Annotated in this window: 23 protein-coding genes; 19 read left to right on the top strand and 4 right to left on the bottom strand. The window is 69.1% G+C overall.

Annotated elements, in window-relative coordinates:
• The first annotated feature begins 205 nt into the window (after positions 1–205).
• The 13 genes from G8A07_RS17975 (at position 206) to G8A07_RS17915 (ending at position 13,011) form a co-directional block, all read left to right on the top strand.
• Entirely contained in the window at positions 206–2,560 is a 2,355-nt protein-coding gene (locus G8A07_RS17975) for a bifunctional salicylyl-CoA 5-hydroxylase/oxidoreductase (protein ID WP_195793374.1), read from the top strand.
• Positions 2,557–3,306 (top strand): SDR family NAD(P)-dependent oxidoreductase, encoded by a 750-nt coding sequence (locus G8A07_RS17970; RefSeq protein WP_195793373.1) that lies wholly within the window; start codon positions 2,557–2,559, stop codon positions 3,304–3,306. Before G8A07_RS17975 ends, G8A07_RS17970 begins: the two co-directional genes overlap by 4 nt.
• Positions 3,306–3,806, top strand: a complete 501-nt coding sequence (locus G8A07_RS17965; RefSeq protein ID WP_195793372.1) for a MarR family winged helix-turn-helix transcriptional regulator — start codon at positions 3,306–3,308, stop codon at positions 3,804–3,806. Before G8A07_RS17970 ends, G8A07_RS17965 begins: the two co-directional genes overlap by 1 nt.
• Before the next feature lie 3 nt (positions 3,807–3,809).
• Positions 3,810–4,649 (top strand): enoyl-CoA hydratase family protein, encoded by an 840-nt coding sequence (locus G8A07_RS17960; protein WP_195793371.1) that lies wholly within the window; start codon positions 3,810–3,812, stop codon positions 4,647–4,649.
• 1 nt (position 4,650) lies between these two features.
• Positions 4,651–5,799 carry an acyl-CoA dehydrogenase family protein gene (locus G8A07_RS17955; protein ID WP_195793370.1) on the top strand — a complete coding sequence of 383 codons (1,149 nt, stop codon included), beginning with the start codon at positions 4,651–4,653 and terminating at the stop codon, positions 5,797–5,799.
• 10 nt (positions 5,800–5,809) lie between these two features.
• Positions 5,810–7,441, top strand: a complete 1,632-nt coding sequence (locus tag G8A07_RS17950) for an AMP-binding protein (RefSeq protein ID WP_195793369.1) — start codon at positions 5,810–5,812, stop codon at positions 7,439–7,441.
• A gap of 56 nt (positions 7,442–7,497) precedes the next feature.
• Positions 7,498–8,697 carry an ABC transporter substrate-binding protein gene (locus G8A07_RS17945; RefSeq protein WP_195793368.1) on the top strand — a complete coding sequence of 400 codons (1,200 nt, stop codon included), beginning with the start codon at positions 7,498–7,500 and terminating at the stop codon, positions 8,695–8,697.
• 10 nt (positions 8,698–8,707) lie between these two features.
• A complete protein-coding gene (locus tag G8A07_RS17940) occupies positions 8,708–9,628 on the top strand; it encodes a branched-chain amino acid ABC transporter permease (RefSeq protein WP_195793367.1) in 921 nt (306 codons plus the stop codon).
• Between the two features lie 2 nt (positions 9,629–9,630).
• Positions 9,631–10,587 carry a branched-chain amino acid ABC transporter permease gene (locus tag G8A07_RS17935; protein ID WP_195797836.1) on the top strand — a complete coding sequence of 319 codons (957 nt, stop codon included), beginning with the start codon at positions 9,631–9,633 and terminating at the stop codon, positions 10,585–10,587.
• Positions 10,580–11,356: an ABC transporter ATP-binding protein gene (locus G8A07_RS17930; RefSeq protein ID WP_195793366.1), complete on the top strand. Its 777-nt coding sequence runs from the start codon at positions 10,580–10,582 to the stop codon at positions 11,354–11,356. Before G8A07_RS17935 ends, G8A07_RS17930 begins: the two co-directional genes overlap by 8 nt.
• A gap of 82 nt (positions 11,357–11,438) precedes the next feature.
• The gene (locus G8A07_RS17925; RefSeq protein ID WP_371816379.1) at positions 11,439–12,146 is read left to right on the top strand and encodes an ABC transporter ATP-binding protein; all 708 of its coding nucleotides are present in this window, start codon (positions 11,439–11,441) and stop codon (positions 12,144–12,146) included.
• Positions 12,147–12,150: 4 nt separating this feature from the next.
• On the top strand, positions 12,151–12,585 hold the full coding sequence (locus tag G8A07_RS17920; protein ID WP_195793365.1) for a thioesterase family protein: 435 nt from the start codon (positions 12,151–12,153) through the stop codon (positions 12,583–12,585).
• A gap of 18 nt (positions 12,586–12,603) precedes the next feature.
• Complete coding sequence (locus tag G8A07_RS17915) at positions 12,604–13,011, top strand: RidA family protein (RefSeq protein WP_195793364.1); 408 nt, start codon at positions 12,604–12,606, stop codon at positions 13,009–13,011.
• Between the two features lie 7 nt (positions 13,012–13,018).
• Here the strand turns inward: G8A07_RS17915 and G8A07_RS17910 are convergent, their stop codons facing one another.
• Positions 13,019–13,909, bottom strand: coding sequence for a LysR family transcriptional regulator (locus G8A07_RS17910; protein WP_195797834.1), 891 nt, complete (start codon positions 13,907–13,909; stop codon positions 13,019–13,021).
• Between the two features lie 146 nt (positions 13,910–14,055).
• On the opposite strand from G8A07_RS17910, the gene G8A07_RS17905 reads away from it, so the two are divergent.
• Positions 14,056–15,240 (top strand): acyl-CoA dehydrogenase, encoded by a 1,185-nt coding sequence (locus G8A07_RS17905; protein ID WP_195793363.1) that lies wholly within the window; start codon positions 14,056–14,058, stop codon positions 15,238–15,240.
• A 142-nt stretch (positions 15,241–15,382) separates the two neighbouring features.
• Positions 15,383–15,844 (top strand): GNAT family N-acetyltransferase, encoded by a 462-nt coding sequence (locus G8A07_RS17900; protein WP_195793362.1) that lies wholly within the window; start codon positions 15,383–15,385, stop codon positions 15,842–15,844.
• Here the strand turns inward: G8A07_RS17900 and G8A07_RS17895 are convergent.
• Positions 15,841–16,116, bottom strand: a complete 276-nt coding sequence (locus G8A07_RS17895; RefSeq protein WP_195797833.1) for a helix-turn-helix domain-containing protein — start codon at positions 16,114–16,116, stop codon at positions 15,841–15,843. The two genes, G8A07_RS17900 and G8A07_RS17895, sit on opposite strands and share 4 nt — an antisense overlap.
• A 145-nt stretch (positions 16,117–16,261) precedes the next feature.
• Between G8A07_RS17895 and G8A07_RS17890 the strand changes: the two genes are divergently transcribed.
• Positions 16,262–16,810: a carboxymuconolactone decarboxylase family protein gene (locus G8A07_RS17890; RefSeq protein WP_195793361.1), complete on the top strand. Its 549-nt coding sequence runs from the start codon at positions 16,262–16,264 to the stop codon at positions 16,808–16,810.
• Positions 16,811–16,829: 19 nt separating this feature from the next.
• Here G8A07_RS17890 and G8A07_RS17885 read toward each other — a convergent pair whose 3' ends face one another.
• On the bottom strand, positions 16,830–17,444 hold the full coding sequence (locus G8A07_RS17885; RefSeq protein ID WP_371816378.1) for a C40 family peptidase: 615 nt from the start codon (positions 17,442–17,444) through the stop codon (positions 16,830–16,832).
• A gap of 424 nt (positions 17,445–17,868) precedes the next feature.
• On the opposite strand from G8A07_RS17885, the gene G8A07_RS17880 reads away from it, so the two are divergent.
• From G8A07_RS17880 to G8A07_RS17870, 3 genes are all read left to right on the top strand, one after another.
• Entirely contained in the window at positions 17,869–19,851 is a 1,983-nt protein-coding gene (locus tag G8A07_RS17880) for a M3 family metallopeptidase (RefSeq protein WP_249937041.1), read from the top strand.
• A gap of 115 nt (positions 19,852–19,966) precedes the next feature.
• A complete protein-coding gene (gene mdtD, locus G8A07_RS17875) occupies positions 19,967–21,403 on the top strand; it encodes a multidrug transporter subunit MdtD (protein WP_195793359.1) in 1,437 nt (478 codons plus the stop codon).
• Between the two features lie 57 nt (positions 21,404–21,460).
• On the top strand, positions 21,461–21,904 hold the full coding sequence (locus tag G8A07_RS17870) for a YidB family protein (RefSeq protein ID WP_195793358.1): 444 nt from the start codon (positions 21,461–21,463) through the stop codon (positions 21,902–21,904).
• Between the two features lie 9 nt (positions 21,905–21,913).
• Here the strand turns inward: G8A07_RS17870 and G8A07_RS17865 are convergent, their stop codons facing one another.
• Positions 21,914–22,753: an HAD family hydrolase gene (locus G8A07_RS17865; protein WP_195793357.1), complete on the bottom strand. Its 840-nt coding sequence runs from the start codon at positions 22,751–22,753 to the stop codon at positions 21,914–21,916.

Below are 22,753 nucleotides of genomic sequence, written 5' to 3'. Positions count from 1 at the left end.
GGTACTCCTGTGAAGCGGCGCGCACCTTAACAAGGCTTGAAATGCCGTGGTGTCGGTTAATTCCAACAAGGCCGGGTGATTTACGCAAGTGCCCGGAACGGCGATCCGGACCGGGTAAGTCCCGAGTCTGCCAGTTTGGCAAATTAATTGACATCTAAAATATCTATGTCTAAAGTGGCTCGCATTGGAGTTGTCAAGAGGCACCATGCGCATCACCTGCATAGGCGGCGGTCCCGCCGGTCTGTATTTCGCGCTGCTGATGAAGAAGCAGAACCCCGCGAACCGCGTCACGGTGCTGGAGCGCAACCGCGCCGGCGACACCTTCGGCTGGGGCGTGGTGTTCTCCGACCAGACCCTGGCCGCGCTGCGCGAGGCCGATCCGAAGACCGCCGGCCAGATCCTCGATGCCTTCAACCATTGGGACGACATCGCGGTCCATATCCAGGGCCGCAAGCTGGTCTCCGGCGGCCATGGCTTCTGCGGCATCGGCCGCATGAAGCTGCTGAACATCCTGCAGCAGCGCTGCGAGGAACTGGGCGTCGAGATCCGCTACCAGAGCGATGTGCAGGACGATGCCGAGATCGTCGACGCCGACCTGATCATCGCGGCCGATGGCTTGAACAGCCGCATCCGCCAGAAATACGCGGCCAGCTACCAGCCCGACATCGACCTGCGCAACTGCCGCTTCGTCTGGCTGGGCACGACCAAGCTGTTCGACGCCTTCACCTTCGACTTCCAGCAGACCGAGTGGGGCTGGTTCCAGGCCCATGCCTACCGCTTCGACGAGACCCATTCGACCTTCATCGTCGAGACGCCGGAAGCCGTCTGGCAGGCCGCTGGGCTGGAGGCGATGAGCAAGGAGGAGGGCATCGCCTTCTGCGAACAGCTCTTTGCCAAGGTGCTGGACGGCCACAAGCTCATCTCCAACGCCTCGCATCTGCGCGGCTCGGCGCAATGGATTCGCTTCCCGCGCGTGGTCTGCCAGCGCTGGGTGCACCGCAATGCTGCCGGCGTGCCGGTGGTGCTGATGGGCGACGCCGCGCATACCGCGCATTTCTCGATCGGCTCCGGCACCAAGCTGGCGCTGGAGGATGCGATCGCGCTGGCGCGCGACATCGGTCAAGCGGCGCAGGGCGAACTGGACGCGGCGCTGAAGGACTACGAGGCGGCGCGCGGCATCGAGGTGCTGCGCATCCAGAACGCGGCGCGCAACAGCACCGAATGGTTCGAGAACGTCGAGCGCCATGCGCGGCTGGCGCCCGAGCAGTTCGCCTATTCGCTGCTGACCCGCTCGCAGCGCATCTCGCACGAGAACCTGCGCCTGCGCGATGCCGGCTATGTGCGTGAGTTCGAGCGCTGGCTGGGCGAGCGCAGCGGCGTGGCCGGCGGCCAGGCGGTGCCGCCGATGTTCACGCCCTTCAAGCTGCGCGGCACGGCGCTGAAGAACCGCGTCGTCGTCTCGCCGATGGCGCAGTACTCCTGCGTCGACGGCCTGCCCGGCGACTACCACCTGATGCACCTGGGTGCGCGCGCCGCCGGCGGCGCCGGCCTGGTGTTCGCCGAGATGACCTGCACCTCGCCCGACGCGCGCATCACGCCCGGCTGCCCGGGCCTGTGGAGCGACGCGCAGGGCGCGGCCTGGAAGCGCATCGTCGACCATGTGCACGCGCACACGACGGCCAAGATCGCGATGCAGCTGGGCCATGCCGGCGCCAAGGGTTCGACCCGGGTGGCCTGGGAGGGCATCGACCAGCCGCTGGAGGCGGGCAACTGGCCGCTGATCTCGGCCTCGCCCCAGCAGTATCTGGAAGGCGTCAGCCAGACCTCGCGCGCGATGACGCGCGAGGACATGGACCGGGTCAAGGCCGACTTCGTCGCCGCGACGAAGCGGGCCGCGGCCGCCGGCTTCGACTGGCTGGAGCTGCATTGCGCCCATGGCTATCTGCTGTCCAGCTTCATCTCGCCGCTGACCAACCGGCGCGAGGACGCGTACGGCGGCTCGCTGGAAAACCGGCTGCGCTATCCGCTGGAGGTCTTCACCGCGATGCGCGAGGTCTGGCCGCAGGACAAGCCGATGTCGGTGCGCATCTCGGCGCATGACTGGGTCAAGGGTGGCACCACGCCGGACGATGCGGTGCGGATCGCCGCGGCCTTCAAGGCGGCCGGTGCGGATCTGATCGACGTGTCTTCGGGCCAGGTCAGCAAGGCCGAAAAGCCCACCTACGGCCGCATGTGGCAGACGCCGTTCTCGGAGGCCGTGCGCAACAAGGTCGGCATCGCGACGATCGCCGTCGGCGCGATCTCCGAGGCCGACCATGTCAACAGCATCATCGCGGCCGGCCGCGCCGATCTCTGCGCGATCGCCCGCCCGCATCTGGCGAACCCGGCCTGGACCCTGACCGAGGCCGCCAAGATTGGCTACCTCGGCGGCCCGGGCCTGGACTGGCCGCAGCCCTACATCTCCGGCAAGACCCAGCTGGAGCGCGAGTTCGGACGCCAGCGCGCCCAGGGCGGTGGCGCCGCCGCGGCCGATGCCGCAAACAAGGCGCTGGGCGTATGAGCACGCAAGGACATGCCGTGATCACCGGTGGCGGCAGCGGCATCGGCGCCGCGATCGCCAGGCGTCTGCTCGACGACGGTCATCGCATCACCCTGATGGGCCGCAGCCTGGAACGTCTGCAGGCGCAGCAGCGGCAATTGGGCGGAAAGGTCGCGGTCCAGGTCTGCGATGTCGGCGACGAGGCCAGCGTGGCCTCCGCCTTCGCGGCCGTCGGCCAAGTCGACATCCTGGTCAACAACGCCGGCCAGGTCGAGACCGCGCCGCTGGCCAAGACCTCGCTGGAGACCTGGCAGCGCCTGCTGAACGTGAACCTCACCGGCACCTTTCTGTGCAGCCGCGCGGTGCTGCCCGGCATGACGCAGCAGGGCTTCGGCCGCATCGTCAATGTGGCCAGCACCGCGGCGCTGAAGGGCTATGCCTATGTTGCGGCCTACTGCGCGGCCAAGCATGGGGTGCTGGGCCTGACCCGGGCGCTGGCGCTGGAGATGAGCAGGAAGGGAGTGACGGTCAATGCCGTCTGTCCCGGCTATACCGAGACCGAGATCGTCGCGCAGGCGGTCGAGACCATCACCGCCAAGACCGGGCGCACGGCCGAGGCCGCACGCGCCGAGCTGGCCGCGGTCAATCCGCAGGGCCGGCTGATCCAGCCCGAGGAGGTGGCCGCGACGGTGGCATGGCTGCTGCAGCCCGGCAGCGGCTCGATCACCGGCCAGGCCATCGCGATCGCTGGTGGGGAGATCATGTGATGCTGGACGACGGCCTGCTGCCCGAACCCGACCTGGAATCGCGCGTCAGCGACCGCGACCACCAGGCGCTGAAGCTCTGGCTGCGCCTGCTGGCCTGCACCACGCGCATCGAGGACCAGATCCGCCAGCGCCTGCGCCAGGACTTCGCGACCACCCTGCCGCGCTTCGACCTGCTGGCCCAGCTGGAGCGCAGCCCCGACGGGCTGACGATGCGCGAGCTGTCGCAGCGCCTGATGGTGACCGGCGGCAATGTCACCGGCATCACCGACCAGCTGGAGGCGGAAGGCCTGGTGCTGCGCGAGCCGCACCCCAGCGACCGGCGCAGCTTCACCGTCAAGCTGACCCCGGCCGGCAAGCGCCAGTTCAAGCGCATGGCCGCCACCCACGAGGGCTGGATCGTCGAACTGCTGGCCGGCTGGGGCGCCGATGAAAAGGCCCAGGTCTACGAGTTGCTGGCCGGGCTGAAGACCCATCTTGCCGAGACAACGAGGAAGCAATAAGCAATGGATAAGCATTTGATCGACGGCAACCGCCGCAGCCTCGCGGACTTCAAGCCCGAACACTTCCTCTGGGAGCAGCGCGGCGCGGTGGGCCTGATCACCCTGAACCGGCCCGAGCGCAAGAACCCGCTGACCTTCGAGTCCTATGCCGAGCTGCGCGACCTGTTTCGCACGCTGAGCTATGTGGACGAGGTGCGGGCCATCGTGGTGCAGGGCGCGGGCGGCAATTTCTGCTCCGGCGGCGATGTGCACGAGATCATCGGTCCGCTGACCCAGATGAGCATGCCCGATCTGCTGGCTTTCACCCGCATGACCGGCGACCTGGTGAAGGCGATGCGGGCCTGCCCGCAGCCCATCATCTCGGCGATCGACGGCGTCTGTGCCGGCGCCGGCGCGATCGTCGCGATGGCCTCGGACCTGCGCGTCGGCACCGCGCGCAGCAAGACCGCCTTCCTGTTCACCCGCGTCGGCTTGGCCGGCTGCGATATGGGCGCCTGCTCAATCTTGCCGCGCATCATCGGCCAGGGCCGCGCCTCGGACCTGCTGTACTCGGGCCGCAGCCTGGGTGGCGAGGAGGGGCATCAATGGGGCTTCCTGAACCGGCTGCTGGAGCCCGAGGTGCTGCTGGAGAACGCGCTGACCTGGGCCGGCGAGATCGCCAACGGCCCCAGCTTCGGCCATGCGATGACCAAGAAGATGCTGCACCAGGAATGGGCGATGGGCGTCGACGAGGCGATCGAGTCCGAGGCGCAGGCCCAGGCGATCTGCATGATGACGCAGGACTTCCACCGCGCCTACCACGCCTTCGTCGCCAAGCAGCGGCCCGAGTTCAAGGGAGACTGAGATGTCTCATCTGAAGCACCTCGACTGGCCCTTCTTCGACGCCAAACACCGCGAGCTGGCGACCTCGCTCGAGGCCTGGTGCGCGACGCAGCTTTCCGGTCATGCGCATGACTCCGACGTGGATGCCGAGTGCAGGGCGCTGGTGAAGGCCCTGGGGCAGGGCGGCTGGCTGAACCATGCGGTGGCGGGCGAGGGCGAGGCGATCGACACCCGCGCGATCTGCCTGCTGCGCGAGACCCTGGCGCGCCACCATGGCCTGGCCGACTTCGCCTTCGCGATGCAGGGCCTGGGCTCCGGCGCGATCTCGCTGCAGGGCACGGCCGCGCAGCGCGAGCGCTATCTGCCGCGCGTGGCTCGCGGCGAGGCGCTGGCGGCCTTTGCGCTGTCGGAGCCGGAGGCGGGTTCGGACGTCGCGGCGATGCGGTGCAGCGCCGTCGCCGATGGCGACGACTATGTGATCAACGGTGAGAAGACCTGGATCTCCAATGGCGGCATCGCGGACTTCTATGTGCTGTTTGCGCGCACCGGCGAAGCGCCGGGTTCGCGCGGCATCAGCGCCTTCATCGTCGATGCCGGGTTGCCGGGTTTCGAGATCGCCGAGCGCATCGAGGTGATCGCGCCGCATCCGCTGGCGCGCCTGAAGTTCAGCAACTGCCGCGTGCCCAAGAGCCAGATGATCGGCGCGCCCGGCGAGGGCTTCAAGGTGGCGATGCGCACCCTGGACGTGTTCCGCACCTCGGTAGCCGCCGCGGCCCTGGGCTTCGCGCGCCGCGCGCTGCAGGAGGGGCTGCGCCAATCGAGAGAGCGCCCGATGTTTGGCGCGACGCTTGCCGATCTGCCGCTGACGCAGGCCAAGCTCGCTGAGATGGCCTGCAGCGTGGACAGCTCCGCGCTTCTGGTCTACCGCGCCGCCTGGCAGCGCGACCAGGGGCAGACCATCACCCGCGAGGCCGCGATGGCCAAGCTGATGGCCACCGAGGGCGCGCAGCACGTGATCGACGCGGCGGTGCAGCTGCATGGCGGGCGCGGCGTGAAGAGCGGCGAGATTGTCGAGTCGCTCTATCGCGAGATCCGCGCGCTGCGCATCTACGAGGGCGCCAGCGAAGTACAGCAGTTGATCATCGGTCGAGACCTTCTGAAGAACGGCTAACGAGAGAGTCATGACTTACACGGCACATCTGGATACCTTTGCACGAGAAAACCTCCCGCCGCAGGACCAGTGGCCGGAGCTGGTCTTCGATCTGCCCGAGCTGCAGTTCCCCGAGCGGCTGAACTGTGCGGACGAGCTGCTGGACCGCTGGGTGCGTGAAGGCCGCGGCGATCGCCCCTGCCTGCTGGGCGCCGGCGGCCTGCGCTGGAGCTATGCGCAGCTGCAGGCCGAGGCGAACCGCATCGCCCGCGTGCTGGTGGAGGACCTGGGCGTCGTGCCCGGCAACCGCGTGCTGCTGCGCGGCGCCAACTGTCCGCAGATGGCGGCCTGCTGGTTCGCGATCATGAAGGTCGGCGCGATCGCGGTGGCGACGATGCCGCTGCTGCGCGCCAAGGAGCTGTGCCAGGTGATCCAGAAGGCCGAGGTCAGCCATGCGCTGTGCGACGCGCGCCTGGCCGAGGAGCTGGCGCTGGCGCAGGCGCAATGCCCGAGCTTAAAAACCATCGCCCACTACATGGCCGGCGCGGCGCCGGACGGCATCGAGGCCCTGGCCGGGGCCAAGCCGGCGGACTTCGCGAACGTGGACACCGCGGCGGACGACTGCTGCATCATCGCCTTCACCTCCGGCACCACCGGCCAGCCCAAGGGCACGATGCATTTCCATCGCGACGTGCTGGCCATCCTGCGCTGCTGGCCCGCGCATTGCCTGCGCGCGGTGGCCGACGATGTGTTCATCGGCAGCCCGCCGCTGGCCTTCACCTTCGGCCTGGGCGGGCTGCTGCTGTTCCCGATGAGCGTCGGCGCCTCGACCGTGCTGCTGGAGAAAGCCTCGCCCGAGCTGCTGTTGCCGGCGATCGCCCAGTACCGGGCCACGGTCTGCTTCACCGCGCCGACCTCCTACCGCGCGATGGCGGCCCACGCCGGAGAACATGATCTGTCCAGCCTGCGCAAATGCGTCAGCGCCGGCGAGGCGCTGCCGGCCGCGACGCGGCAGCTGTGGAAGGACGTCACCGGCATCGAGATGATCGACGGCATCGGCGCCACCGAGCTGCTGCACATCTTCATCTCGCATACCGAGGCCGAGGCCCGGCCCGGCGCCACCGGCAAGCCCGTGCCCGGCTACCGCGCCTGCATCCTGGACGAGGAGGGCCGGGTCTTGCCGGCGGGCCAGGTCGGCAAGCTGGCGGTCAAGGGGCCGACCGGCTGCCGCTACCTGGCCGACGATCGCCAGGCCGGCTATGTGAAGAACGGCTGGAATCTGACCGGCGACGCCTATCTGGTCGACGAGCAGGGCTACTACGTCTACCAGGCCCGTACCGACGACATGATCATCTCCGGCGGCTACAACATCGCCGGCCCCGAGGTGGAGAGCGCGCTGCTGGCCCATCCGAAGGTGGCGGAATGCGGCGTGGTCGGCGTGGCCGACGCCGAGCGCGGCCAGATCGTCAAGGCCTTCGTCGTGCTGCGCGAGGGCGTGCAGCCGCAGCTGGCGCAAGACCCGACCCTGATCCGGGAGCTGCAGGACCATGTGAAGGCGACGATCGCGCCCTACAAGTACCCGCGTGCGATAGAGTTCCGCGCCAGCCTGCCGCGCACCGAAACCGGCAAGCTGCAGCGCTTCCGCCTGCGCCGGCCGGACTGATGGCCCCCGCGCCGGCTTTCCTCCCCACAAGAACCCCGAACCCCATTGGAGAAGGTATGAAGAAGAACCCCGCCGTTCTGTGTGCCGCGATGTTGTTGTTGGGAATGGCCGCCACCGGCCAGCAGGCCTGGGCGGCCGACAAGGTCAAGGTCGGCATGCTGTCGACCCTGTCCGGCCCCGGTGCGGGTCTGGGCGTGGACATCCGCGACGGCTTCGCGCTGGGCGTCAAGCATCTGGGTGGCAAGTTCGGCGGTCTGCCGGTCGAGGTGGTCACGGCGGACGACCAGCAGAATCCCGATGTCGCCAAGCAGAGCGCGGATCGCCTGCTCAAGCGCGACAAGGTCGACTTCATGACCGGCATCGTGTTCTCCAACATCATGCTGGCGGTCGGCCCCAGCGTGTTCGACGCCAAGGTGCCCTATATCAGCGCCAACGCCGGCCCCTCGCAGTACGCCGGCGAGCAGTGCAACCCGTATTTCTTCAACATCGCCTGGCAGAACGACACCCTGCACGAGGTGGTCGGCAAGACGGTGATGGACAAGGGCTTCAAGAAGGTGGTGGTGCTGGCGCCCAACTACCCAGCCGGCAAGGATGCGATCACCGGCTTCAAGCGCTTCTACAAGGGCGCCAATGCCACGATTGCCGACGAGATCTACACCAAGCTGGGGCAGTTGGACTACTCGGCCGAGCTGGCCCAGGCGCGCGCCGCCAAGCCCGACGCGATGTACATCTTCCTGCCGGGCGGCATGGGCATCAACTTCATCAAGCAGTTCGTCGGCGCCGGCCTGTCCAAGGACATCACCCTGTTCGGCCCCGGCTTCTCGGCCGACGAGGACGTGATCAAGGCGGTCGGCGAGCCGATGCTGGGCATGTTCAACAGCTCGCAATGGGCGCATGACATGGACAACGCGGTCAACAAGAAGTTCGTCGCCGACTTCCAGAAGGACTATGGCCGCCTGCCTTCGCTGTACGCCAGCCAGGGCTATGACGCGGCGCTGTCGATGGCCGCCGCGGTGCGCGACGTCAAGGGCAAGATCGAGGACAGGCCGGCGCTGCTGAAGGCGCTGAAGGCCGCCAAGTTCGACTCGGTGCGCGGCGCCTTCAAGTACAACAACAACCAGTACCCGGTGCAGGACTATTACCTGCGCGTGATCACCAAGGACTCGCAGGGCCGCGTCACCAACAAGACCCTCTCCAAGGTCTTCAGCAACCATGCCGACGCCTATGCCGCGTCGTGCAAGATGAAGGCCAGCTGAGCCCGCGCGGATGGACTGGATCCTCGTTGCCGAGCAGGCCCTGAACGGCCTGCAGTTCGGGCTGATGCTGTTCCTGCTGGCCGCCGGGCTGACCCTGGTGTTCGGCATCATGGACATGATCAACCTGGCCCATGGCTCGCTGTACATGGTGGGGGCCTACCTGGCCGCGGCCGTGATGGCGGCGACCGGCTCCTTCCTGCTGGCGATCGGCGCGGCCCTGGTCGGCACCGCGGCCTTCGGCATGCTGCTGGAGACCACCCTGCTGCGGCGCCTGTACCAGCGCGACCACCTGAGCCAGGTGCTGGCGACCTTCGCGCTGATCCTGATCATCAACGAGGGCGTGCGCATGATCTGGGGCGCGCAGCCGGTGATGCTGAACACGCCGGCCGCGCTGTCGGGCCCGGTGGAGCTGCTGCCGGGGCTGATGTATCCGGCCTACCGGCTGCTGATCATCGGCGTGGGCCTGGCGGTGGCGGTGCTGCTCTATCTGCTGGTGACCCGCACCCGCTGGGGCATGTGGGTGCGCGCCGGCGCGTCGAACCGGGCGATGGCCACCGCGATGGGGGTGAACATCCGCTGGCTCTTCACCGCGGTGTTCGGCTTTGGTGCGGCGCTGTGCGCGCTGGCCGGCTCGCTGCTGGGGCCGCTCCTGGCGGTGCAGGTGGGCATGGGCGAGAGCATCCTGATCCTGGCCTTCGTCGTGATCGTGATCGGCGGCATCGGCTCGATCCGCGGCGCCCTGGTCGGCGCGCTGCTGGTGGGTCTGGTCGACACCTGCAGCCGCACCCTGCTGCCGGCGCTGCTGCGCCAGCTGGCCTCGCCCGAGGTGGCCTCGAACCTGGGGCCGGCGCTGGCCTCGATCCTGATCTATGTGCTGATGGCGGCCGTGCTGTTCTGGAAGCCCCAAGGCCTGTTCCCCGCGCGAGGCTGATGATGAGAACAAGCCTGCTTCACCATCGCGGCGCCGGCCGCTGGATCTGGCCGCTGCTCGCGCTGCTGGCGGCCCTGCCGCCGCTGCTGGCCGCCTTCGGCCTGGAGTTCTATGTCGGCGTCGCGAGCCGCATCCTGATCTTCGCGATCGCGGCCTCCAGCCTGAACCTGATCCTGGGCTTCGGCGGCCTGGTCAGCTTCGGCCATGCGGCCTTCGTCGGCCTGGGCGCCTACACGGTGGGCATCCTGATGGACGCGGGCGTGAGCTCGGCCTTCATCGCCTGGCCGGCCGCGATGCTGGTGTCGGGTCTTGCCGCCGCGCTGATCGGCGCGGTCAGCCTGCGCACCCGCGGCGTCTACTTCATCATGATCACCCTGGCCTTCGCCCAGATGTTCTATTACCTGATGGTGTCGCTGAAGGCTTATGGCGGCGAGGACGGCCTGCCGCTGCCGGCGCGCTGGGCCCTGGCAGGGCTGGACCTGAAGGACGACGCCAGCTTCTACTGGGTCGCGCTGGCGCTGTTCGCCGCGGTGACCCTGGGCCTGCAGCGCCTGATCAACTCGCCCTTCGGCTGGCTGCTGCAGGGCGCGAAGGAGAACGAGACCCGCATCGCCGCGGTGGGCGGCCGGGTGTTCGCGGTGCAATGGCAGGCCTTCGTGCTGGCCGGCGCGATCGCGGGCCTGGCCGGCGCGCTGCTGGCCAATCTGAACGGCCTGGTGACGCCGCACCTGATGCATTGGTCGCAGTCGGGCCAGCTGATGGTGATGGTGATCATCGGCGGCGCCGGCGCGCTGTGGGGCGGGGCGCTGGGCGCTGCGGTGCTGCTGCTGCTGGAGGAGATCCTGTCCGGCTACACCCTGCATTGGCAGCTGGCGCTGGGCCTGGCGCTGCTGCTGGTGGTGCTGTTCGCGCCGCGCGGGCTGGCGGGCCTGTGGCGCCGGAGGGCGAGCCATGGCTGATGGGCAAGCCCTGCTGCGGGTCGAGCAACTGGTCAAGCGCTTCGGCGCGCTGGCCGCCACCGACGACGCCAGCTTCGCGGTGCGCGCCGGCGAGGTGCATGCGCTGATCGGCCCGAACGGCGCCGGCAAGACCACCCTGATCCACCAGATCTCAGGCGCGCTGGCGCCGGACTCGGGCCGCATCCTGTTCGACGGGCAAGACCTGACCCGCCTGGGCATGGCTGAGCGTGTGCAGGCCGGGCTGGTGCGTTCCTACCAGATCACCAGCATCTTCAAGCGCTTCTCGGTGCTGGACAACCTGGCGCTGGCGCTGCAGGCGCGGCGGCCCGAGCGGCCGTCCTGGTGGCGCGCGGCGCTGCGGGATGAGGCGGTGTACGCGCAGGCGGAAGCCCTGCTGGTGCGCATCGGCCTGGGTGCGCAGGCCGACCGCGAGGCCGGCGGCCTGGCCCATGGCGAGCAGCGCCAGCTGGAGGTGGGGCTGGCGCTGGCCGCCCAGCCGCGCCTGCTGCTGCTGGACGAGCCGATGGCCGGCATGGGCCCGGACGAATCGGAGCGCATGGTGGCGCTGCTGCAGGATCTGAAGGCGCAAGGCCTGACCCTGCTGCTGGTGGAACACGACATGGACGCGGTGTTCCGTCTGGCGGACCGCATCTCGACCCTGGTGTTCGGCCGGGTCATCGCCAGCGGCGCGCCGGACGAGATCCGCGCCCATCCGGAGGTCAAGAAGGCCTATCTGGGCGATGAAGAGGAACTGGAGGCGGCGCTGTGAAGGCCCGAGCGCCGGGCCGCCCCAAGCCGGGCCGCATCCCTTTGGGGGATCGGCCGATGCACTCATCGGACGAGGGGCCAACATGAGTTTGTTGGAGGTGACGGGCCTCGAAGCCTGCTACGGCCGCAGCCAGGTGCTGTTCGGCCTGGACCTGCGGATCGCCGAGGGTCAGGTCGTGACCCTGCTGGGCCGCAATGGCATGGGCAAGAGCACGACCCTGAAATGCCTGACCGGCTGGATGGCGCCCAGCAGCGGCCGCATCCGCTTCGCCGGCCAGGACGTGACCGGCTGGAGCGCCGACCGCATCGCGCGCCTGGGCCTTGCCATCGTGCCGGAGGGGCGCCAGGTGTTCCCGAACCTGACGGTGCGCGAGCATCTTGAGGCCTTCGCCGGCAACCGCTGCGGCGCCCGCGAGCCTTGGACCGTCGAGCGGGTGTTCGCGCTGTTCCCGCGCCTGGCCGAGCGCGCCGCCAATATGGGCAACCAGCTCTCGGGTGGTGAGCAGCAGATGCTGGCGATCGGCCGCGCGCTGGTGACGAATCCGCGCCTGATGATCCTGGACGAGGCCACCGAGGGCCTGGCGCCACTGATCCGCGAGGAGATCTGGCGCTGCCTGGACCGCCTGCGCGAGGCCGGCCAGACCATCCTGGTGGTGGACAAGTATGTGAAGCGCCTGATCCGCCTGGCCGATCACCACAGCATCGTCGAGCGCGGCCAGGTGGTCTGGGCCGGCGACTCGCCGGCGCTGGATGCGGACCATGGCCTGTGGCACCGCTACCTGGGGGTCTGATGCGATGAACGACGCCATTGTTTTCGAGCGCGAGGAACTGGTGCGCTTCGGTCATTGCGATCCGGCCGGCATCGTGTTCTACCCGCGCTATTTCGAGATGCTCAATGCGCTGGTGGAGGACTGGTTCACCCAGGGCCTGGACGTCGACTACGCGCAACTGCTGGGGCCGCGCAGGATCGGCATGCCGACCGTGCACCTGGCGACCGACTTCAAGCGCATCAGCCGCATGGGCGATCGGCTGACCCAGCGCATCCGCATCGTCAAACTGGGTCGCACCTCGCTGACCCTCGACATCGCATTCGACGGCCCGGACGGCCGGCGCGTGGCCTTCGAGCAGGTGCTGGTCTGCACCTCGCTGGACACGCACCAGCCCCAGCCCTTTCCCGACGATCTGCGGGCCGCGCTGGAGCGCCTGGCCCCGGCATCCCCTCAGCAGTAACAGGAGCGAAGCAAGCACATGACCTCGACCAAACAGATCCTGCAGCCCGCGGGCTGGGCCCCGCCGCGCGGCTATGCCAACGGCGTCGCGGCGACGGGCCGGGTGGTGTTCGTCGCCGGCCAGATCGGCTGGAACGGGCAATGCGAATTCGAGAGCGACGACCTGGTCGCCCAGGTGCGCCAGGCCCTCGCCAACATCAAGGCCGTGCTGGCCGAGGCCGGCGCCGGCCCGGAGCACATCACCCGCATGACCTGGTACCTGCTGGACAAGCGCGAATATGTGGCGCGCGGCCGCGAGGTGGGTCAGGCCTATCGCGAGGTGCTGGGCCAGGAGTATGCGATCGCGATGACCGCGGTGCAGGTGGCCGGCCTGGTCGAGGACCGGGCCAAGGTCGAGATCGAGGTCACGGCGGTGCTGCCCGCCTGAGATTGCCTCAGGAGCCGAACGGCGGCGCCAGCGCCAGGAACTGCTCGCGCAGCGCCGAGTCGTGATGCGCGCGCCAGGCGGCGAACATCTGCGAGGGCGGCACGGCCTCGGCCACCGGCCGGAACACCGCCCCCTGCAGCCCGGCGCGCTGCAGCGCCGCCGGCACCACCGAGACGCCCAGCCCCTGCGCCACCAGCGACACCACCGACAGCCAATGCCTGCCCTCATGCTGCAACCGCGGATAGAAGCCCAGCTCGCGGCACATCTCGACGATGCGCGCGTGGTAGTCCGGCGAGCCCTTGCGCGAGAACAGGATGAAGGGCTCATCGCGCAGGCTGGCCAGCGAGACCGCCTTGCCGCGTGCGCGCGGCAGGGCCGGGTGCGATTCGGGCAGGCAGCACATGAAGGGCTCGCTGTACAGCGGCCGGTGCGCCAGCGCCGGCGGCAGCCGGTCGGTGTGGATCAGGGCCAGGTCCAGCTCCTCCCGCAGCAGCGCGTCGATCTGGTCCTGCGAGTTCAGCTCCACCACCACCACCTCGGCCTTGGGGTAGCGCGCCTGGAAGGCCTGCAGCCAGCCGGCCAGGCCGTTCAGCAGCACCGAGCCGACGAAGCCCAGGCGCAGCCGGCCCACCTCGCCGGCCTGCACCTCGCGCGCCAGGGCGCAGGCATCCTCGGTCTGCTGCAGCAGCGCGCGGGCGCTGCCGCGAAAGGCCGCGCCGGCCGGCGTCAGGCGCACGCCCTTGCTGTCGCGGTCGAACAGCCGCGCGCCGACGCTGGCCTCCAGCTGCTGGATCGCCACCGACAGCGGCGGCTGCGAGATCGCCAGGCGCTGGGCGGCGCGGCCGTAATGCAGCTCCTCGGCCAGCACCAGGAAATAGCGCAGGTGCCGGAACTCCAGGCGCGGATCGGTGGTCATAGGTGATACGTATCGTCGAAGTGTTTTATTGAATTGGACACGAATCGTCGCCCGGCGAATACTGGGGCCTGAGGGCCGGGTGGCTCATGCAGTTGATGATTCACAAGCAAGCAATCAAGGAGATAGCGATGGCCAAGAGCACCAAGGCTCAATTCCAATGGGACGACCCGCTGCTGCTGGAACAGCAGCTCAGCGAGGACGAGCGCGCGGTGCGCGACGCGGCGCGCGCCTATTGCCAGGACCGCCTGGCGCCGCGCGTGCTGGAGGCCTTCCGCCACGAGAAGACCGACGCCGCGATCTTCCGCGAGATGGGCGAACTGGGCCTGCTGGGCCCGACGATCCCCGAGCAGTACGGCGGTGCCGGCCTGAACTATGTGGCCTATGGCCTGATCGCGCGCGAGGTGGAGCGCGTCGACTCCGGCTACCGCTCGATGATGAGCGTGCAGAGCTCGCTGGTGATGGTGCCGATCAACGAGTTCGGCAGCGAGGCCACCAAGCAGAAGTACCTGCCCAAGCTGGCCAGCGGCGAATGGATCGGCTGCTTCGGCCTGACCGAGCCCAACCATGGCTCCGACCCCGGCTCGATGATCACCCGCGCCAAGAAGGTCGACGGCGGCTACTCGCTGACCGGGTCCAAGATGTGGATCACCAACAGCCCGATCGCCGACGTCTTCGTCGTCTGGGCCAAGGACGAGGGCGGCCAGATCCGCGGCTTCGTGCTGGAGAAGGGCTGGAAGGGCCTCTCCGCCCCTGCCATCCACGGCAAGGTGGGCCTGCGCGCCTCGATCACCGGCGAGATCGTGATGGACGAGGTGTTCTGCCCCGAGGAAAACGCCTTCCCCGAGGTGCGTGGCCTGAAGGGACCGTTCACCTGCCTGAACAGCGCGCGCTACGGTATCGCCTGGGGCGCGCTCGGCGCGGCCGAGGACTGCTGGCACAAGGCCCGCCAGTACACGATGGACCGCAAGCAGTTCGGCAAGCCGCTGGCTGCGAATCAGCTGATCCAGAAGAAGCTGGCCGACATGCAGACCGAGATCACCCTGGGCCTGCAGGGCTGCCTGCGCCTGGGCCGCATGAAGGACGAGGGCACGGCCGCGGTCGAGATCACCTCGATCATGAAGCGCAACAGCTGCGGCAAGGCGCTGGACATCGCCCGCATGGCGCGCGACATGCTGGGCGGCAACGGCATCAGCGACGAGTTCGGCATCGCCCGCCATCTGGTCAACCTGGAGGTGGTCAACACCTACGAGGGAACGCATGACATCCATGCGCTGATCCTGGGGCGCGCGCAGACGGGAATCGCGGCGTTCTGAGCCGCGACCCGCATCGCGATCGAAGGCCGGGCGATGCCCGGCTTTTTTCTGGGCGCAACCCTCGCAGGAGCGATGGACGCGCCGGCGGGGCATGTTTCCAATGCGGCGTCTTGCTTCCTTCCATCCTTCCCGAGTCTTGCGCATGCACATTCGCCCTTATCAGCCCGCCGACTGGACCCGGATCTGCGAGATCCATGATGCGGCGCGTCGCTTCGAGCTGGCGGCCAGCGGCCTGTCCGACGCCTTCCTGAGCCTGGAAGAGACCGGCGAGTCCGAGGGCCTGTTCGAGGCCACCCTGCTGGTGGCCGAGGGCGCAGCGGGCGGGCCGGTGCTGGGCTTTGCCGGCTTCACCGACGAGGAGCTGACCTGGCTCTATGTCGATCCGCTGCAGTACCGCCGCGGCGTCGGCCGAGCCCTGCTGAAGGCCGTCGTGGAAGCCGCGGACGGGCCGCTGGCGCTGGACGTGCTGGTCGGCAATGAGGCGGCGCTGGCGCTGTACCTGAGCGAGGGCTTTCGCGTCGTCGAGACCATCAGCGGCAAGTTGGCCGGCAACGAGGCCTTTGCCGCGACGGCGCATGTGCTGCGCTTCGAGGGCAGGCCCTAATCCCGGCCATCCTGCGCCTCCCCCCAGCGCTTCGCCCATGCCGTCAGCGGCTGCAGCGCCGCGCTGAGCCGGCGGCCCTCGTCGGACAGGCGGTAGCCGCCGGGCAGATGCTCGACGAGGCCCGCCTCCTTCAGCTCTGTGAGCCGTGTGTTCAGGAGGCGCGTGTTGGTCTCGCAGGCCTCCTGCAGCGCGCGGAAGGTCAGCGGCTCGCCGCGCAGCTCCCACAGCACGCGCAGCGCGGTGCGCCGCCCCAGCAGGTCCAGCGCCACCATCAGCGGGCGGCCGCTGCTCGAGCCGCGGACCGGGCTGCCGATCAGGGGTGTCGTCTTCGATATGGGCATGCTTTACTTTATACAGCATGAAGCCTAGCATCGGCCGGCCTGGTTGCCGAACCGAGAGAAGAAAGGAAGCACCCGCATGACCGCTGCACGTCTCGCCCCCGCCTTGCCGCCCTTCGATCCGGAGGTGGCCGAACGCCTGGATTCGCTGATGCAGGGCCGGCCGCCGCTGCGGCTGTTCAGCACCCTGGCGCGCGACCCGCGCCTGTTCAAGCGCTTCTTCGCCGGCGGGCTGCTGGACCCGGGGCATCTGAGCCTGCGCCAGCGCGAGATCGTGATCGACCGCACCACCGCGCTGTGCGGCGCGGAGTATGAGTGGGGCGTGCATGTCGCGCTGTTCGGCCGGCGCGCGGCGCTGAGCGAGGAGCAGGTCCGCGCGACGGTGGCAGGGGCGCCAGATGCCGCCTGCTGGGATGCTTCGGAGCGCGTGCTGCTGCGCCTGTGCGATGCCCTGCATCGCGACTGCGACATCGACGACGGCCTGTGGGCCGAGCTGCGCGGCTTCTACAGCGAGGAGGCGGTCCTGGAGCTGCTGATGCTGGCCGGCTTCTACCGGACGGTCAGCTATCTGTGCAAGGGGTTGCGGCTGCCGCTGGAGGCGGGGATGCCTCGATTCCCCGCGGCTTGAGGCGAGGGGGCGGTGCGGCTCAGTTCAGCGCGGTGGCCGCGGCGCCGCTCTTGTCGGCCGCGTTCAGGTCGGCGCGGCGGGCGCCGGTGAAGCGCTTGGCCCAGTAGGCGTCGCGCATGTCCTCGACGCGCACCTTGCCGCCGGCGCGCGGCGAATGGATGAACTTGCCTTCGCCGACATAGATGCCGACATGCGAGAAGGTGCGGCGCATGGTGTTGAAGAACACCAGGTCGCCGGGCTTGAGCTCATCCTTCTTGATCGGCATCAGGCTGGACAGCTTGGCCTGCTCGTCGGCGCGGCGTGGCAGCACCAGGCCCACGCTCATCTCGAAGATATGGCGGGTGAAGCCCGAGCAGTCGAAGCCGTTCTCGGCCGTGTTGCCGCCGCGCTTGTAGGGCACGCCGAGGAAGTTCATCGAGGCCAGCACCAGCTCGGAGGCCTTGTCGCGCACCTGGCCCAGCAGGCCCTCGTGGGCGGCCTGGCCCAGGATGCCGCGCTCCATCAGAAAGCGGCTGACCGCGTCACCCGCCGCCTGCTGCGGACCGCCCTGGGTCTGCGAGGCCGCGGCCTGCGCGGGCAGGGCGGCGGTGGGCAGCTGCTGCGCCAGCACCGGGCCGCCGGCGAGAGCCAGCACCAGACCGCACGTTTGAATCAAACGATGCAGGCGGGGGGCTCTTTCAGCGGTGGGGGTGGTGGCGCGGCTGGCGTCGATCATGGTGGTCGGCGCGCAGCTTAGGCAAGGGTCACGGAGAGCGTCAAGCGAATCGGGCCGCTCCTGCGGGTAAGTCCGCAGGCCTTTTGGGCGAGTTCAGTACAAACCCCAGATTGGACCACAGCTTGCTTGGCAAGCCCCCTGTGCAGGGGCTTGAGACGGCGCAAAGATGTGTCAAACGGTTGGCGGGGCGTGAACAAAGTCGCAAGCCGGGTGGGTGAGGGCCGCCGCGCTTCGTGCCCCCGCATCGGTCGTCCGTCGCAAGAGCGGGGCGGGGCGTGCCGCCGGCGGCACAATCGGCGGCCATGCCGCACCACCTCCACGAGTCGCGGCGAGGAGCCTACCGATGATGAACAACACCAAGCATCGCCTGCTGGTCCTGGCCGGCCTGCTGGCCCTGCAGGCCGCGGCCCAGGCCAGCCAGCTGCCGGGGCCGGCCTTTCCCCAGTACAAGGATGCCGCCGCGGTCAAGGCGGCCTGCGACAGCGGGCTGAGCGCCGCCAAGCAGCGCCTGCAGACCCTGCAGTCGCGCCAAGTGGACGCCGGCTGGCTGGCCGCCTACGACGACTTCTACGCCTTCCAGGAAGACACCCAGTACCCGATCGAGTTCGTGCTGAACGTGCATCCGGACAAGGCGGTGCGCGACGCGGCCCAGGCCTGCTCGCTGCGCTGGGCCGATTTCTCGTCCAGCTTCAACCAGAACGAGAAGCTCTACAAGGCGCTGAAGCGCGCACCGGTCAAGGATGACATCGACCGCGAGCTGGTGCGCGTGGGCTCGGGCGTGTTCGAGGATGGCGGCGTCGCGCTGCCGCCGGCCAAGCGCAAGCGCGCCAAGCAGCTGGCCGACCAGCTGGCCGAGCTGACCCAGAAGTTCGAGAAGAACATCCGCGACGCCGGCATCAAGGTGAGCTTCACCGAAGCCGAGCTGAAGGGTGTGCCGGAGGGCGTCTGGAAGAAGGCGCCGCGCGATGCCGAGGGCAAGGTCGTGCTGGGCGTGGACTACCCGAGCTATGTGCCGGTGATCCAGGGCGCCGAGATCGAGGCGACGCGCGAGCGCATGTGGCGCGCCAAGGTCAACGAGGGCGGCCAGGCGAACCTGAAGCTGCTGGCCGAGATCGAGGCCAAGCGGCTCGAGTACGCCAAGCTGTTCGGCTTCAGCAACTATGTCGACTTCAACCTGCGCCGCCGCATGGCCAAGGATGGCGCCACCGCCTGGCGCTTCCTGAACGACGTCAAGAGCACGGTGACCGAGGGCGAGCGCGCCGACCTGGTCGAGCTGCGCCGCGCCAAGGCCGAGCATCTGGGCCAGTCGCTGGAGGCGACCCAGGTGCAGCGCTGGGATGCGACCTTCTACACCGAGCGCATCCGCAAGCAGCGCTTCAGCGTCGACCAGGAGGCCTTCCGCCCCTATTTCCCGCCGCAGGAAAGCCTGGCCTTCTCGATGCGCGTGATCGAGAAGCTGATGGGCGTGCGCTACACCCGCGTCGACGCGCCGCTGTGGCATCCCGAAGCGCAGGCCTATGCCGTCAGCGACGCCGCCAGCGGCAAGCCGCTCGCGACCATGTATGTCGACCTCTACCCGCGCGAGGGCAAGTACAACCATGCGGCGGTCTGGCCGCTGCGCAGCAGCAGCACCCGCATCGAGCGCACGCCGACCGCGGCCCTGGTGGTCAACTTCGACCGGCAAGGCCTGACCCTGGACGAGGTCGAGACCCTGCTGCACGAGCTGGGTCATGCGGTGCACAACAACCTGTCGAAGACGCGCTACGCCAGCCAGGGCGGCACCGCGGTGATGCACGACTTCGTCGAGGCGCCCTCGCAGATGCTGGAGGACTGGGTCTACGACAAGAAGGTGCTGAAGCTGATGCAGGAGGTCTGCGCCGCCTGCAAGCCGGTGCCGGACGCGATGGTCGACCAGGCGGTGGCCGCCAAGGAGTTCGCCAAGGGCAGCTTCTACGGCCGCCAGTACCTGTACGCCAGCTATGACCTGGCCTTGTTCGGTGCCGACAAGCCCGAGCCGCTGCCGCTGTGGGCCAAGCTGGAGGGCGCGACGCCGCTGGGCCATGTGCCGGGCTCGATGTTCCCGGCCGGCTTCGCGCATATCGCGGGCGGCTACGGCGCCGGCTACTACGGCTATCTGTGGAGCCTGGTGCTGGCGATGGACCTGCGCACCGCCTTCAAGGACGACAAGCTCAGCCCCGTGACCGGCCAGCGCTACCGCGACATCGTGCTGGGCAACGGCGGCCAGAAGCCGGCGCCCGAACTGGTGCGCGAGTTCCTGGGCCGCGAGTCCAACTCCAAGGCCTTCTTCGACTACCTGCGCAAGTAAAAAGAAACGGCAGGCGGGCACCGATCGGCGCCCGCGCCACACCCGCAGCACGCCCGCCCGGCTATCGCCCGGCGGGCGTTTTTCCGGGTGCCGGCGCCGCGATACTCGGGGCACGATGCCCCACACCGATTCCGAGCGCCCGCAGCTGGATGCGGCCACCCGCCGCTACCTGCCCTGGGTGGTGGCCCTGGCGTTCTTCATGCAGACGCTGGACACCACCATCCTCAACACCGCGCTGCCCGGCATGGCGCGCGACATGGGCGAGAACCCGCTGCGCATGCAGTCGGCCGTGGTCGCCTATCTGCTGACGGTGGCGATGCTGATCCCGGCCTCGGGCTGGCTGGCGGACCGCTTCGGCACCCGGCGCGTCTTCATCTGGGCCATCGTGCTGTTCAGCCTGGGCTCGCTGGCCTGCGCGCTGGCGCCCTCGCTGGCGGTGCTGGTGGCGGCGCGGGTGCTGCAGGGCGTCGGCGGCGCGCTGCTGGTGCCAGTGGGGCGGCTGGCGGTGCTGCGCGCCTTCCCGAAGGACGAGTTCCTGCCGGTGATGACCTTCATCGCGCTGCCCGGCCTGGTCGGCCCGCTGCTGGGGCCGGCACTGGGCGGCTTCCTGACCCAGTACGCCAGCTGGCACTGGATCTTCCTGATCAACCTGCCGGTGGGCCTGATCGGCGTGCTGGCCAGCCTGCGCTTTATGCCGCAGCTGAGCGACCCGGCGCCGCGCGCCTTCGACTGGGGCGGCTTCGCGCTGTTCAGCCTAGGGCTGATGCTGCTGTCGCTGGCGCTGCAGGGCTTCGGCGAGCATGTGATCGGCACCGCGGTCTGCATCGTGATGCTGGTCGCGGGCCTGGCCTGCATGATGGCCTACTGGCTGCATGCGGCGCGCGCGCCGGCGCCGCTGTTCGAGCGCGCGCTGTTCTCGATCCCGACCTACCGCATCGGCCTGATCGGCAATGTGTTCGCGCGCCTGGGCAGCGGCGCCACGCCCTTCCTGACGCCGATGTTCCTGCAGCTGGGCCTGGGCTTCTCGCCCAGCGTCGCGGGGCTGTCGATGATTCCCGCGGTGCTGGGCGCGATGCTGACCAAGACCCTGGCGATCAGGCTGATCCGTGCGGTGGGCTACCGTCGCGTGCTGGTCGCCAACACCCTGCTGCTGGGCCTGATGATCGCCAGCTTCGCGATCGTCGACCGCGACACCAGCCACACCTGGCTGGCGATCCACCTGGGCCTGTTCGGCATGGTCAACAGCCTGCAGTTCACCGCGATGAACACCCTGACCCTGGGCGACCTCGACGCGCGCACCGCCAGCAGCGGCAACAGCCTGCTGTCGGTCGTGATGCAGCTGTCGATGAGCCTGGGCGTGGCCACCTCCAGCGCCTTCCTGCTGCTGTTCTCCGGCGGTGCGCGCGGCGCCGATGGCGCGGTCCTGGTGCCGGCCTTCCACGCTACCTATCTGGCGATCGGCGCGATGGCAGCGCTCGCCGCCTTCATCTTCTACCAGCTGCGCCAGCATGAGGGCGCCGCCGATGCGCGGGACACCATGGCGCAGGATTAGCAGTTCACAATCGGCAGGGCGGCGGTGGCAGGCACCGCCCCTTACCGGAGCACGATCATGGGTTTGATGGATTCCTTGCTGGGCGCGGCCCAGCAGGCCCTGGGCGGCCAGGCGCAGCAGGGTGGCGGTGGCGTGGACTGGGTGCGGCTGATCGTCGGCCTGCTGCAGGATCAGGGCGGGCAGGGCGCCGCTGGCGGCGGTCTGGGCGGCCTGTTGCAGCAGCTGCAGCAGGCGGGGCTGGGCGAGCAGGTGCAGTCCTGGGTCTCGACCGGTGCGAACCAGCCGGTCTCGGGCGACCAACTCGGTGCGGCGCTGGGCGGCGATCTGCTGGAGCGCCTGGCCGGGCAGGCCGGCGTTTCCAGCCAGGAGGCCGGCGCGCAGCTGAGCCAATGGCTGCCCCAGGTGGTGGACCGGCTGACGCCGCAGGGCCAGCTGCCGCAGGAGGGGCCCGGCGGCCTGGACCTGGGCGGGCTGCTGGGCCAGCTGCTTCAGCAGCGCTGAGGCCGGGCTTCAGCGGCGCCAGTCGTCCTCGATGAAGCGCAGCACGCTGTCGTCGGCATGGTGGCCGATGACGGCGTGGGCCTGGCGCTTGATGTCCTCGATCGCATTGCCCATCGCGATGCCGCGGTGGGCGCTGCGGAACATGCCGATGTCGTTGACCTGGTCGCCGAACACGACGATCTCACGCTCGGCCAGGCCATAGCGCTGCGCCAGGGTGCGGATCGCCTGGTCCTTGGTGGCGCGGCGGTCATGCAGGGTCAGCCAGGGCCAGCCGGGGCGGTACAGGTCATCGGCCAGATGCATCTCGATCGTCTCTTCGCCGATCAGCTGGTGGATCTCGGCCATCAGCTCGCGCAGCAGCGCCTCGCGCTCGACCAGGATCATCGTGACGACCGGGTCGACCAGCTCCGCGCCCAGGTCCTCGGTATGCCGCAGGCGCGGGTCGCCGTTCTTCTGGCGCTGCTCGACGAAGTCCAGCTGGGCCTCGTTGTTCACCGACTGCCAGAACAGGCGGTCGCCGCGCGGGCCGTTCGTCGAGGCGAAGGGCATGAAGCCGCGCCGGCGCATCAGCGCGAAGATGGCCTGCGCGATCGCGGGGTCCATCGCGTTGACCATCTCGTGGCGGCCGGTCAGCATCTCGCTGATGTAGGCGCCATTGGCCGAGATCACCGGCAGCCGCAGCGGCAGGCCCTGCAGGATACGCGCGATCGAGGACACATGGCGCGCGCTGGCCACGGTGAAGGACAGGCCCTCGTCCAGCAGCCGGGTCAGGCCGGCGCGGGTGACGGTGGAGAGCTGGGCCTCGCGGTCCAGCAGGGTGCCGTCGAGGTCGGACACATACAAGGTCAT

It is taken from the genome of Roseateles sp. DAIF2 (assembly GCF_015624425.1).
GTDB lineage: Bacteria > Pseudomonadota > Gammaproteobacteria > Burkholderiales > Burkholderiaceae_C > Kinneretia.
Note: the sequence above shows the minus strand (reverse complement) of the source record. Positions and strands in the feature narration are given on the sequence as shown.